Origin of the sequence: Halorubrum sp. (assembly GCF_046498025.1) — an archaeon.
Classification (GTDB): domain Archaea; phylum Halobacteriota; class Halobacteria; order Halobacteriales; family Haloferacaceae; genus Halorubrum.
Genome location: NZ_JAWOBM010000018.1, coordinates 1 through 12751 on the forward strand (window position 1 = coordinate 1; position 12751 = coordinate 12751).

The 12751-nt window shown below is 65.3% G+C and carries 14 protein-coding genes and 2 pseudogenes; 8 read left to right on the forward strand and 8 right to left on the reverse strand.

The genetic code is table 11. From position 1 onward, the window contains the following. Window positions 1-65: 65 nt before the first annotated feature. A pseudogene (locus R6U01_RS04600) lies at window positions 66-815 on the forward strand (transposase); the annotation flags it as partial. 266 nt (window positions 816-1081) lie between these two features. On the opposite strand, the gene R6U01_RS04605 reads toward R6U01_RS04600, so the two are convergent. Then, window positions 1082-1423: a DUF6176 family protein gene (locus tag R6U01_RS04605; RefSeq protein WP_410285286.1), complete on the reverse strand. Its 342-nt coding sequence runs from the start codon at window positions 1421-1423 to the stop codon at window positions 1082-1084. A gap of 248 nt (window positions 1424-1671) precedes the next feature. Here R6U01_RS04605 and R6U01_RS04610 point away from each other — a divergent pair, with 248 nt between their 5' ends. Continuing rightward, window positions 1672-2442 (forward strand): hypothetical protein, encoded by a 771-nt coding sequence (locus R6U01_RS04610; protein ID WP_410285287.1) that lies wholly within the window; start codon window positions 1672-1674, stop codon window positions 2440-2442. A 4-nt stretch (window positions 2443-2446) separates the two neighbouring features. On the opposite strand, the gene R6U01_RS04615 is transcribed toward R6U01_RS04610, so the two are convergent. Beyond that, on the reverse strand, window positions 2447-3454 hold the full coding sequence (locus R6U01_RS04615) for a tyrosine-type recombinase/integrase (protein WP_410285347.1): 1008 nt from the start codon (window positions 3452-3454) through the stop codon (window positions 2447-2449). A gap of 258 nt (window positions 3455-3712) precedes the next feature. Between R6U01_RS04615 and R6U01_RS04620 the strand changes: the two genes are divergently transcribed. The 6 genes from R6U01_RS04620 to R6U01_RS04645 all read left to right on the forward strand — a co-directional run bounded on the left by R6U01_RS04620 (window position 3713) and on the right by R6U01_RS04645 (window position 8064). Further along, window positions 3713-4411: a haloacid dehalogenase type II gene (locus R6U01_RS04620; protein ID WP_410285288.1), complete on the forward strand. Its 699-nt coding sequence runs from the start codon at window positions 3713-3715 to the stop codon at window positions 4409-4411. A 102-nt stretch (window positions 4412-4513) separates the two neighbouring features. Beyond that, the gene (locus R6U01_RS04625) at window positions 4514-5167 is read left to right on the forward strand and encodes a hypothetical protein (protein ID WP_410285289.1); all 654 of its coding nucleotides are present in this window, start codon (window positions 4514-4516) and stop codon (window positions 5165-5167) included. 25 nt (window positions 5168-5192) lie between these two features. Next, window positions 5193-6161 (forward strand): A/G-specific adenine glycosylase, encoded by a 969-nt coding sequence (locus R6U01_RS04630; protein ID WP_410285290.1) that lies wholly within the window; start codon window positions 5193-5195, stop codon window positions 6159-6161. Window positions 6162-6249: 88 nt separating this feature from the next. Next, the gene (locus tag R6U01_RS04635; RefSeq protein ID WP_410285291.1) at window positions 6250-6648 is read left to right on the forward strand and encodes a DUF5778 family protein; all 399 of its coding nucleotides are present in this window, start codon (window positions 6250-6252) and stop codon (window positions 6646-6648) included. Window positions 6649-6671: 23 nt separating this feature from the next. Next, window positions 6672-7295, forward strand: coding sequence for a CocE/NonD family hydrolase (locus R6U01_RS04640; protein WP_410285292.1), 624 nt, complete (start codon window positions 6672-6674; stop codon window positions 7293-7295). Between the two features lie 196 nt (window positions 7296-7491). Further along, window positions 7492-8064: a class I SAM-dependent methyltransferase gene (locus tag R6U01_RS04645; protein WP_410285293.1), complete on the forward strand. Its 573-nt coding sequence runs from the start codon at window positions 7492-7494 to the stop codon at window positions 8062-8064. Window positions 8065-8108: 44 nt separating this feature from the next. On the opposite strand, the gene R6U01_RS04650 is transcribed toward R6U01_RS04645, so the two are convergent. The 6 genes and pseudogenes from R6U01_RS04650 to R6U01_RS04675 all read right to left on the reverse strand — a co-directional run bounded on the left by R6U01_RS04650 (window position 8109) and on the right by R6U01_RS04675 (window position 12485). Continuing rightward, window positions 8109-8438 (reverse strand): transcription factor S, encoded by a 330-nt coding sequence (locus R6U01_RS04650; RefSeq protein WP_410285294.1) that lies wholly within the window; start codon window positions 8436-8438, stop codon window positions 8109-8111. Between the two features lie 412 nt (window positions 8439-8850). Then, on the reverse strand, window positions 8851-9045 hold the full coding sequence (locus R6U01_RS04655; RefSeq protein ID WP_410285349.1) for a hypothetical protein: 195 nt from the start codon (window positions 9043-9045) through the stop codon (window positions 8851-8853). 85 nt (window positions 9046-9130) lie between these two features. Next, entirely contained in the window at window positions 9131-9550 is a 420-nt protein-coding gene (locus tag R6U01_RS04660; RefSeq protein ID WP_410285348.1) for a hypothetical protein, read from the reverse strand. Window positions 9551-9565: 15 nt separating this feature from the next. Continuing rightward, window positions 9566-10440: pseudogene (locus R6U01_RS04665) on the reverse strand (hypothetical protein); the annotation flags it as partial. Between the two features lie 124 nt (window positions 10441-10564). After that, complete coding sequence (locus R6U01_RS04670; RefSeq protein WP_410285295.1) at window positions 10565-11401, reverse strand: RAD55 family ATPase; 837 nt, start codon at window positions 11399-11401, stop codon at window positions 10565-10567. Between the two features lie 85 nt (window positions 11402-11486). After that, window positions 11487-12485: a beta-ribofuranosylaminobenzene 5'-phosphate synthase family protein gene (locus tag R6U01_RS04675; protein ID WP_410285296.1), complete on the reverse strand. Its 999-nt coding sequence runs from the start codon at window positions 12483-12485 to the stop codon at window positions 11487-11489. Between the last annotated feature and the right edge of the window lie 266 nt (window positions 12486-12751).

The window sequence follows — 12751 nt, forward strand, 5'->3', positions numbered from 1 at the left end:
CAGCTTAAGCTGGCCAACTCGTACGCCGTAGCTTTGTACCTCTTCCTTGCGAATACAGTGAGCGCCGATATGGGCCTCGCGGGCAAGCCCGCGAGGCCCATATCGTCGCTCACTGTATTCGCAAGGAAGAGGGACACAGCTACGCCGAACTCGTTGACCGGCTGAGTCTCATGCCGGCGGTCTGCGACCGCCTTGGTATCCACCCGGATGCGCCGCCTGATCCAACCACGTTCTACCACTCGTTCGACCGCTACGCGATGTACATCTGGCGGGCGTTGCTGCGCATTTCCGCGCAGCAACACCCGCAGTCTGGTCACGTCGCGCTGGACAGCACGTTCTTCGAACGCAACCAAGCCTCGCAGTACTACCGCCAGCGGCGTGGCCGCAGCGTCAAAACGATCAAAGCGACGACGCTGACCGATACAGAGTCGTTAGCGGTGCTGGACGTGCATTGCTGTATCGAGCGTGAACACGACACGAAGGCTGGCCCGCGGGTCGTCCGCCGGAACGCGGACGACCTGCGGGCCGTCGCTGCCGATAACGGATTTCAAGATTGGCACACCGAATACGAGATCGCAGCATTAGATGTGGACTACCTCATTCAGTACCGTGGATCGACCCCGAAGGCAGCAGCAAACAACGCGCTGATCCGGGCAAAAGGCTATACACAGCGGTGGATGTCGGAAACATCCTACTCGACGGTCAAGCGAACGCAGGACTCCGCCCTGCGTTCGCAATTCTGGTACCGACAGTTCCGTGAGATCATCCTCTCGTTCGCCCTCAACAACCTCAAGAAGCTCACTAAAACACTATGATCCCGCTCCCGTACCGCATTTTCAATAGAGCAGAATGAGGCGGTTCTGGTAGGACTATCAGCATATTACAGAATGACGGTGAGCCGCGTTCCTGCCTCTTTAGGCGACTAAACGGCCTTACGCGCACGGGAAACCGCTTGTCGTTGAGAGACAGGTAACGTAGGTCAGGAAGCCCCCTTCCAGAGTGGTGTAATAACCTCCGGCTCTGTTGAAATCCCATTCTTCAGACATAATATCATGTGAAACAGCCGGTCGATGAGAGCTGCTTATCTATCAGGATTTGTGGCGTGATAGAGTGGCTCAAAATTGCCTACTGGCTGACCGTCAACTAAACACTCTTGGACAAGTTCTTTGTATTCTATGTCGATATCGTAATTAGAATCCTCAAATGCTTCCTGAACTTCCTGTAGGTTCTCTGCTTCCATATAAGTCACAAGAAATGTGCCGTCTGAAGATTCTTCTAAAAATGTCGATTCCGTTTTCACACCCTCATGCTGTAAGGTTTCGATTATCTCCGACTTCCAGTCATTGGCTTCTTCCATCCACCCTTTCAGCTTGTTTACTTTATCCGGCCTGACCTCCTGACGTATTATTGTCGTTTCTGTCACGCATCTTACTCAGTCATACATTTATTAAAATTTCTGGGTGAATCATGGTACTCCCTTCCAATGTACTGACCGCGACTGGGTCAAAATATGTCACTCGCTGATGATTTCAACAGAGCCTAACCTGCCTGTGTTTCCGCTGGATATGGTCCAGTTGAGCGCAGTCCTTTGCCTATGAAGGATTCCCTTTAGCTACAGTACACAGGATAGAATAACAATTAAATCATCTGACCTACAGATTCGATTTACTTGTGAAAGATATTCTGAAGGCGGTGGTCGCACTTGGTATTTCTCTTTCCCTTTCATGGCCGATTGCGATGAATACAGACTGGCAATATATCACCGTAGTCGGAGTGATGATAGGTGCCACAAGCCTGACTATTGGAATTATCTCCGGCACAGAGGCTGTTATGTCTAGAACTGGGTGGAGTCTGTTCGGTGGTACGGGCGGTAGCGGTGGAGGTGGTTCTGACTCTAATTCTGGTGGAGCGGGCGGCGGTGGCGGTGGGGGTTTCATTGGTTCGGGTGGTTCCGGCGGTGACTATGTAAACAATCAAATCAACATAGGCGAAGTCCATGAGTATGGAGGCGAATCTGACCCGTCTTCTATGGTTGAGCCATCTCCGATATCTGATGATATGGACGCGTCTTTTTCTGAAGAACGACTAGAGAGTTTTCGAGAGCAACTTGACCAGACGGAGGCAACTCTTGATTTTCGCATGAGCCGGGGAAACCTATTCTCTGAAGAGGGATTTCTGAGGATTCTAGATGTTCACTCTTCATCTGGTCGCTCAATTATGCGGCTTACAAAGACATCAAAAAACAAACTTGCTTTCACTCACGATGACATTGAAACTGGGATGGGGCGAGCCGAGGTTGACTTAGATGGATTTGAGGAGGCCGAGACGTTCCGTGTATTTTTGGTATGGTCTCGAAGCGAAGTAAGACTACACGTTGGCCCAGAGGAAGAAATTCCGGGAATTGGACGTGAACTAAGAAAAGATAGTATGCTGCGGGTATAGCCCTTTAGATATCTCTGATATGTTCTTTCCGTCTCTTAGCTTTCTCCGCGCTTGAGCCCTTGTCGTAGTGTTTGTCCAACACCTTCCCGCTCATGTTGACTCGTTCCCCAGTCACGTCCTTGGGCTGTCCCGCGTTCCGCGCCGCCGTGACATAGCCCCGACGTAGAGCATGCGGGCTAACCGAACCGGGACATTTAGACGAGGCGTTCCACGACATAGCCTCGCAATTTTCAGGGTTTCGGTCAAACGGACAGTTCCCGCCGTTGTAGGTACAGGGACGGGTCGCCGTGTAGACGTACCGCTGTATAGTCGTCTCTACGATGCGGCCACTCTTGGACGTCAGTAGCGGCTCTCTGCCGTGGTCGTCAGTGACGTCCTTCCGGTTCATATCTATGTAGTCACGGACGACGTCGGCCACCTCTGGAGTTGTCAGTACGTCTCGCTCGCTCCGTTCCTTGTTCTTGAGTGGCGTTCCCTCCATGGGTCGGTGGCGGAGTTCCAGCGCCGGACGTCCTTCGTCAAAGTCCCCCTTGTCGAGCGTCCGGAGACCGCTAAGACGCATCCCCGTTTTCCAGAGGAGTAGCAGAGTGACGTGTCGGTTGCTGGCGTACTCGTACTTCCCGAGAAAGTCTAACAGCTCGGTGGCTTCGTTCCGGGTGAGGAGGTCGTCACATATTTCGTCGTTTTCGTTGACCGAGGGTATCCGAACCATATCGGCCATTCCCCGTGGAACAGCCGCGATGTGTTCGCAGAACTCGATGAACTGTTTGATGGTCATCATATCCTGTCGGGCCGTGATGACCTTGACCTTGGACAACCGGTGTTCCTTGTATCGCTGGATAAGTTCGCTGTCGAGGTCGTTGAGGTTCGTGAGTTGCTGGTCGTCTAGCCAGTCACAGAACTGGCGTAGGGACGTCCGGTAGTTCTTGAGCGTCTTCCGAGTGACGCCCGGCTTCTTGTCGTTGAGGAATCGGTTCTTGGCTTCGTGCGGCGGCGTCGGTTTCAGGCTCATAGGCTGTCTGGGTACAGCCCGCGTAAACGGCGCGTCCGTTGGTGACTCAGCACCGAGGGCGTGAAACCGCCCGACGGTGCGACGAGACCCCGAGTTCAAATCTCGGCCTAGGCTCTTTCTGTCGTCCACCCCTTGCACGAACACAGCTCTGTCTACACGTCGGTGGAAGGACTCCCGCTGACCCGCGACGATCGATCGGCCGATGGTCGTCATAGCCGGCTTCACCATGGTTATGGTGTGTGGCGCGGTCCCACGACCATGGACTTCGATTCCGTCTCGACCGTCACCGTCGATTCGTACAGCACGCTCGTGGACATCGGCTCGCAGGAGGCGGTGCTCGAAGCGCACGTCGAGGGGCTCGAAGACGCCGAGAGCGTCTCACAGCTGTGGCGTGCGCAGTACCTCCAGTACTCGATGATCGCGAACGACATCGAGGCCTACCAACCGTTCTGGGAACTCATCGGACAGGGCCTCCGATACGCCCTCGAAGCGAACGGACACGACGTGCCGAAGGCGACGCGCGACGAGATCCGGCGCACCGTGTACGAGGACGAGCTGTCGATCTTCGACGACGTCGAGGACGGGATCGGGCGGATCACCGACGCCGGCTACGAGGTGTACATCGTCTCGAACGGCTCGCCAGAGATGCTGGAGCACCTCGTCGCGGCCGCGGGCCTCGGCGACGTCGTGACGGACGCGATCAGCGCCGACGAGGTCGAGACGTACAAACCGGACGCGCGGATCTACGAACACGCGGCCGAGCGGACGGACACGCCGATCGGGGAGATACTGCACGCGTCCGGCGGCGGGATGCGCGACGTCTGGGGCGCGAAACACGCCGGCATGTCGGCCGCGTGGGTCTCCCGTCCCGGAAAGACGCTGCCGACGGAGGAGTTGGGTCCCGATCCGGACATCGTCATCGAGGGGTTCCACGACCTCGCGGACCGCCTCGAGTGAGGCTTCGGACCCGATCGACCGAGCGGCCGCTGACGGGCATCAGGGGGGCCGTCCGCGTGCGCAGTCGCAACACCGATATCCGTGGCCGACCTCGGTCCAGCCATGACATTCGTCGACCTGTTCGAGCGGGCCGCCGAGTACGACGCGACCGAGGACGCGGTGTGCGCCGCGCTCGCGGACCGCCGGTCGAGCCCCGGGAACGGAGACGAGTCCGACGCCGGCGCCGAGGACGACGACCTCTCCCCCGTCGACCGCGAGCCGAGTCCCGCCCGCGTCGTCGTCGACGCCGACGCCCTCGCGGCGGACCTCCTCGTCGGCGGCGCGGCCCGCGAGGCGCTCGACGCGCTCCGAGCCCACTCGTGGACGACGCTCGTCGCCAGCGACGCGCTCCTCGACGACGCGGCGGCGGTGGTCTCCGCGCTCGCGGACGCCGACCTCGCGGCCGACTGGCGCGCCGCGGTCGAGGCGTGGCGCGAGCCGGTCGCCCACCCGGCCGGCGACCACCCGGCGCTGGCGTCGGCGTACCGCGGCGCCGCGATGCAGGTCGTGAGCCTCGACCCGTCGCTTACCGGGGCGCGGACCGCGGCCGGGCTCCGCGACCGCCTCCCGGTGAGCGTCCGGGAGCCGCGGGCGTTCGCGACCGTCTTCTCGGCAGAGAGCCTCTATCCCGAAGTTGTCGGCGGCACGTACCCCGGTCCCGACCGCGATCCGCGCTCGATGATCCCGACCCGTTCCGACGAGGACCAGCACCGATAAACGACCGCCGACCCGACCGACAGCAATGACCGATTCGGACGCTCCCCTCCGCACGGACGGCGGCACCGAGGGACTCACCGAAGGCGACGCCCCGGAACTGCCGGCCGACCTCGGGGCGGTCCGCGAGGCGCTGACCGACTGGTACGAGGCCGACCACCGAGAGTTCCCGTGGCGCCGCACCGAGGACCCATACGAGATCCTCGTCAGCGAGGTGATGAGCCAGCAGACGCAGCTCGGTCGGGTGGTCTCCGCGTGGGAGGACTTCCTCGACGAGTGGCCGACGACCGCCGACCTGGCCGCCGCCGACCGCGGCGACGTGGTCGCGTTCTGGTCTGCCCACTCGCTCGGCTACAACAACCGGGCGAAGTACCTCCACGAGGCCGCCGGCCAGGTGGAGGACGACTACGGCGGCGAGTTCCCCGAATCCGCCGACGAACTGCAGGCGCTGATGGGCGTCGGCCCCTACACCGCCAACGCGGTGGCCTCGTTCGCCTTCGACAACGGCGACGCTGTCGTCGACACCAACGTGAAGCGCGTGCTCCACCGCGCGTTCGCGGTTTCGGACGACGACACGGCGTTCGCGCGGGTCGCCTCTGGGGTGATGCCCGAGGGCGAGTCCCGCGTCTGGAACAACGCGATCATGGAGCTCGGGGGCGTCGCCTGCGGGACGACGCCGCGCTGCGACGAGGCGGGGTGTCCGTGGCGCGGCTGGTGTCACGCCTACCGAACCGGTGACTTCACCGCGCCCGACGTGCCCGAGCAGCCGAGTTTCGAGGGGAGTCGCCGGCAGTTCCGCGGGCGGGTCGTCCGGACGCTCGGCGAGTACGACGCGCTGGCGCTCGACGAGCTCGGTCCCCGCGTTCGCGTCGACTACGCACCCGACGGCGAATACGGGCGGGAGTGGCTCCGCGGGCTCGTCGACGACCTCGCCGACGACGGGCTCGTCGACGTTGACAAGGGGTCCGACGGTCCGGTGGTTCGCCTCGGCGACTGAGCGGCTGCGGCTTCCGCTCGCTCGCCGGGAAGATACCGTTCACGTGTGAACCGTCACCCGTTTATCACCGGAGCCGGAAGGGTCGACCATGAGCGAGACCGTCGATTCCGACCTCTACACGCGGACGAAGGCCCTGCTGGAGCCGGGCGACATCGAACTCGTGGGCTGTATCGTCCACACGACGCTCGGTGGGCAGGAGGACTTGGAGATGCACGAGCTCACGGTCGCCGTCAACGATGTCATCGCCGACCACGCCGACAAGGGCGAGGCGTACATCGAGGCCGGCAACGACGACACGAATTTCTCCTCGAACCAGTTCCAGGGGCTCACCCTCGAGGACGAGGAGTTCGTCTGGGAGTGCCAGCAGCTCCTCCGCGACGGGACCTTCGACCTGGTGTTCTACTACGAGGCCGGCGTGGACCAGGAGGCGCTCGCGGAGGACCTGGCCGCGCTCGACGACGTCGACCGCGTGACACAGGTGCCCTAACCGGCGACACGCCCGTTAGTCCCGTGAGCGACACCGTCCTCATCCCCGGCGGCCGCGATGTGCGCGCGAGTCTCGACCGCGCCGCGGACGACGAGTCCGGGGTCGACGCGGTCGTCGTCGCCTGTCCGCCGCACCCGCAGCAGCGCGGCCACCGCGGCGACGAGCGCCTGACCGCCGCGAGCGACGCGCTGACCGAGCGCGGGGTCGACTGCCTCCGGTTCGACTACGGCGACTGGGACGAGGGGTACGGCGAGAGCACGGACGCCGACAATGCGGTCGCGTGGGCGGTCGAGCGCTACGACCGCGTGGGGCTCTTCGGCTTCTCGTTCGGGGCGACGGTGGCGCTCGTGATGGCCGCCTCGCGCCCCGGACTCGCCGGCGTCTGCGCGCTCGCGCCGACGGCCCGACTGAACCCCGACGTCGACGCGGTCGCCGCCCTCGACGGGCTCGCCGATCTGGACGTGCCGGCCCGGATCCTGTACGCGACCCGCGACTCGACCGCCGACTGGAAGCCCGTCGTCGAGCGGGCGAGAGCGCTGGGAATCGAGACGGAGGCGTTCGAGTCGGACCACTTCTTCGTCGGGCGGTCCGGTGACGTGGGAGCGGCGGTGGCGGCGTTTTTCGGGCCGCGGTTGCGCGGCGAGTAACACGTAGCGGTCAACGAGGGGACAGTTATAAGACCGACACGGACAACTGTTATGGCTCGTGACAACATTCCTCAATAAACTGAAGGGGGGGGTCGTGGATCTCATCCCGGAGCGAGCGTATCCCGTACTGAGGGGCGCACACGCTTCGGTCTTCTACGAACCGGATCGGGTCAAAACCCCTCACGGGCGGGACTCCGTGCCGAAGACGCTCTCGGAGGAACAGGTCCGGGACGCCGAGGTCGTCCCGTCTCGAGAGGAGATGCTGGAAGCGTTCCCGCAAGGCGGGCGCGTCGCGGAGTTGGGGGCTGACGAGGGGTCGTTCTCCGAGAAGATCCTCTCGATCACCGACCCCGACGAACTGTACGTGATCGACGTCTGGGAGTCGAACGAGTACAGCGACCGGAGCGTGGAGGAGGTGAAAGCCAGATGTGCGGACCGGATCGCGGACGGAACCGTAGAAGTCCTGTCGGAGCGACCGGACGTCGCACTCGAACGCTTCGAAGACGGATTCTTCGACTGGGTGTACATCGACACCACCCACGCGTACGAGCGAACCCTGAAAGAGCTGGAGATCGCCAGAAAGAAGGTAAAATCCGACGGCGTCATCGCCGGACACGACTACTGCCTCGGTGATGTCCCTCGGGGGCAGTGGTACGGCGTCATCGCCGCAGTTCACGAGTTTTGCGCGGAGAACGGCATGAAGTTGACGTATCTCTCGCTCGAATCACACGGTCACAGCAGCTTCGCGTTAGAACGGATCGACCCGTAGACCGGTCCGGTCATCGCCCGTCCGACGCACGCTCGGGTTCCGTCTCAGTTGTAGCCGCGCCAGCGACGGCCGCACTCCTTGCACTTGAAGAAGCGCGTCGGGGGTTCGTCGGCGGCGCCGGTCTGTTTGATCGTGTACCACGCCTCGCCGTGGCCGCACTCGTCGCAGACGACGTCGGTCGCGGTGGGTTTCCCCTCGAAGTTCGCGCCCTCCTCCGTCTCGATCACCTCGTCGCCGGTCTGTTCGGCCGTCGACTCGAACTCGGCGGCGAGCGCCTCGTCGCGCTCGGCGGTGCCGCCGCAGTCGTCGTTCTGACACACCATCTCTCCGTCCCGAGAGACCATCATCGAGCCGCAGTCGTCACAGAACTGCATAGATGCGTCAGGGTAGGGTATCGAGCGGTTTAGCTCCCGTGACTACGCTCGGTACAAGTATCGGTTAGGACTGTATTTATGAGTGGATCGCGCTGACGATACGATGACCGCCTCCAAAGCCCAAGTCGCGACGACTCGCGCGGCTCGGTGCGCTCCTCGCTCGGTCGCTTCGCTCCCTTGCTGCGGTGCTTCCGTCGCCGTGCTTCGTCCTCGCGACAGCGAGGCGCTTCGCGCCTCTGGCAGCCGGCGGCGTTGCCGCCGGCGACTGCCCCTTTGAGTCCCGCCCGCCCGCACAGCACCGCTCCTCACGCCTCCCCAGCCTCGTCGGCCGCCTGCGGCGACCGACTCCCTCGCGCGCGCTCCTCGCGCCCTTCGGGCGCTCAGAGGCGCGCGCCACCGCACCGCCGTCCGTTTATAAACTGTCGCCGTTCTCGCCGATCCGCACCCACGCGAGGTGGACGACGATCCCCAGGAGGAACGCGGCGCCGAGGTTGGTCGCCAGCGCGGCGACGAGCGGGATGACCGTAATCGAATCCCCTATCGACCCGGTGAGCGCCCCCGGCCCGAACTCGATCTCGCGTGTCCACGTTTTGACGACGGTTCCCACCGTTGCGCCGATCTGCGCATGGGAAGCTTGAGGCTGTTCAGAAACCGTCGACGTGTGCGCTCCGACGAAGGGTAACCGATAGGGGTTATGATCGGTCGACGTCGAACGTGGGGTCCTCCTCCGAGATCATCGGGCAGTTCCGCACGCGAAACTCGTCGAAGCCGACCGCTTCGACGACGGTCGTTCCCTCGTGAGCGCACGCCGCCTCGGGCGGCGGAGTGAAGTGCGGACACTGCTGGCAGTACGTCCGCTTGGAGACGACGTGCTCGGTGTCGCCCTCGCCGGGAGCCGACGTCTCCCCGCCGCGTTCGGCGCCGTCGTCTGACCAGGTGGCAGTACCGGCGTCGGCGTCGAGTGACTGCCAGATGTCTTCCTCGGCCGGATCGTCGACGTTCATCTGCTCGAACGGGTCGTCGACGTCCATCTGCTCGAACGGGTCGGCGGCGTCCATCTGCTCGAACGGGTCGGCGGCGTCGTTGTCGGGCTCGCCGAGGGAGTCGAACACGTCGGAATCCGAGTCACGCCGCTGACCGTCCCCCCCGTCGCTCATCGGGTTCCCCCGGCGTCGCGGGTGCTCACGGCCCCGCTCTCGTCGTCGACGTCGCCGTCGAGGGCCGATCGGTCCTCGGCGACGAGCCGTGAGGTGCCGAAGAATCCGGGATTCGGCTCCAGTTCGGCGAACGCCCGTCCGCAGTGGGGACACTCGGGCGTCGTCAACAGGCCGACGTCGACGGTCTCGCCACAGTCGGTGCAGGCCGCCTCCCGGACGCCGTTGCGGTTCGCAGCCGCCGAGAGGGCGTCGAGGCGCTCGCGGTCGGCGCGGTCGCGCTCGGCCGCCTCCAGGCGGCGTCGGACCCTGACGACCGCGCTCGCGACCCGAGAGAGCTTGTCGTCAAGGTCGTCGGCGTCGATCGCGTCGACGCGCGCCTCCAACTCGGCGAGGTCGTCCACCCGCGCCTCGACGTCGGCGAGGCGGTCGCCGAGGTCGCCGGCGCGCTCCTCGATCGCCTCGTCGCCGGTCGACCGCGTCGCCGCGTCGGCCTCGAGGTCGTCGAGGCGGTCCGCGATCCGGTCGAGGTCGTCCGCGAGCGCGTCCAGCCGGTCGGTCGTCTCGGCGTGCGCGTGGTCGGCGGGCGCCTTCGCCCCGAGATCTCGGTAGAGCTTGACAAAGCGCCCGCGGAGGTCGTCGACCTTCTCGTCGACCTCGGCGTCGAGGGCGTCGAGCCGCGACTCGATCGCCGCCACCTCTTCGGCGTCCGGGACGTCGATCCCCTCGTCCTCCGCGAGCGCGACGACTGCGCGTTTCAGCAGTTCCTCGCGGCCGATGCCTGCCTCACCGGCGGCGGCTTCGATCGCGGCGTCGACGGCCCCGTCGATCGGATCGAGGTCGCTCATCGCGGGTCCCCCGTCATCTACGCCCCGTTTAGAGAGGAGCCTTAAGTAATCTGTCGCGCCGTTCTCTGGATCGATACTCGGCGACGCTCCCCGGGAGGTGGCTCCGTGCCGTTCGCGAGCGCCCTCACCGGATCTTTCGCACGTCGCTGATGTCGAAGCCCCCCTCGTGGATCTCGGTCTCGAACCGGACGATGTTCTCCGCCTCCAGCCGCGAGAGGACGCCGCGGAACTCGCGGACGAACATGGTCCGGGCGCGCTGCGAGCCGCCGCTCTCCCACGTGAACTGGAGGGTGCCGCCCGCGGCGTCCATCAGGGCGCCGAACTCCTTCTCCGTGATCGAGTCGGTGTTCACCAACACGAGGATGAGCCCGCCCCACTGGTAGGCCGCCTTCTTGAGCCCCTTCATCACCATCGCCACGTCGCTCCACTCCGTGTCCTCGTCGACCATCGAGACGAGGTCGGTGACGGAGTCGATACAGACCACGCTCCCGTCGGCGTTCGCAGAGAGGTAGTCGCCGAACGCCGTGAGCACGTCCTCGTACTCCCCGCGGTCGCCGAGCTCCGTGATCGACGTCGTCTCGTCCTCGTACCAGTCGCGCGGGATGGGACTCAGCTGGAAGTACTCCGGCGAGAGGTCCCGAAAGGCGATCCCGTCGATCGCGGCGTCGACGATCTCGTCGGTCATCGTGTACCCCATCTCGCGGGTGAGCGCGTCCGTGTCGGCGGTGAACGAGAGGTAGTGGACCTCGTCGGGAAGCGCGGCGTCCGCGTGGAGGTCCCCGTAATACAGGTCGAACAGCGCCGGGTCGGCGCGCCCGAGGGCGTTCATCGCCGCGCTCGTGTAACAGAACTCGCGCGCGCCCGCCCCGGACTCGCCGGCGAGCAGCACGACGGTGCCCGGTGGCGCGCCGCCGCCGAGGATCGAGTCGAGGCGGGCGACGCCGAAGGGAACGCTCGTCATGTCCCGTACGGGGTCGCCGCACCGCTTAGTGTTGTTGCTCGTCCGGGGGTCGCGGGGCGGGAGCGGACAGCGCGCGCTCGCCCGGTCACTCCGTCACCCGCGCCCCGCCGTCGGCCGCGCGGACGACCGCGACCGACCCGGTCACGTCCGCCTCCCCCAGCGCGCGCTCGCCCGCGGCCGCCGCGGCGTCGGCGTTGGCGGCGTCCGTGACGCCGTACACGGTCGGACCCCAGGAGGACTGTCCCGCGCCGAAGACGGCGGCCGACGCCGACAGCGACGCCACCACGTCGCCGACGGGCGGGCGGTAGACGCCGCCCTGCTCGTCGGCGTACCAGGCGCCGTTGAGTCGGCCGATCTCCGCGACCGCGGCGCCGAACCGCTCGGCGTTTCCGGTCGCGACCGCGGGGAGCACCCGCCGGGTGACGATCCCGCCGATGCGGTCGGCGAGTCCGGGGTCCGCGCGCTCGACCGCGGTGCGCATCGCGTCGTCCTCGGCGTCCCCGCTCCGACCGGGGTCGGCGTCGGGACGCACGAGCAGGAAGCGCCAGTCGGCGGGCACCCCGTGGCGGGCGGCCACCGGCGGGACGGTCCACTCGCCGTCCGCGGGGCGGTCGGTCGTGAACCGGGCGGTGGGGTGGCCGGCGTCGAGGACGAACCCGCCCGCCTCGAAGGTCGCGACGCCGACGCCCGAGCGCCCGCCGCGGCCGAGCGCCGGCGCGCGCTCCCGAATTTCGGGGTCCTTCCCGTGCGCCGCCGCGACCGCCGCGAGCGTCGCGGCGGCCAGTTGGGTCCCGCTCCCGAGCCCGGCGTGGCGCGGGAGCGACGCGCGGACGGCGACGCGCGCCCCGTCGACGCCGAGCAGGTCGGCGGCGGTGCGCGCGTACCCGCGGAGGTCGTCGCGGGTGGCGGGATCGGCGTCGACGCGGTCTACCGAGTCGACGGTCACCCCGTCCGCAGGCTCCGCGTCCACGACGACGCGCGGCTCCGCGAGGCCGAGGCCGAGGGCGCCGTACAGCCGCTCGTGCGAGAGGCTGAGGTTGCAGAAGCCGAAGTGGAGGCGGGCCCCGGTGCTCGCGCGTGCCATCGCGTTGTGCCCGTTTGGGAGTCGATTGGTAAAGGGTGCGTGACAGTGGCGGACGTTGCCCCTGACCGCGTTCGGTACTCGTTGATTGACACGGGTACGGCGTACACCTCCAAAGCCCCAGCCGCGAGGACGAAGCACACCGACGTAAGCACTGGAAGGTGCGAGCGGAGCGAGCGACTGAAGCGCGCAACAAGGTGCGCGAGCCGTCGCGGCAGGGCGAGAGCGAAGCTCTCGCTTGCAACCTGCGCGTAGCGCCGGTGACAGCG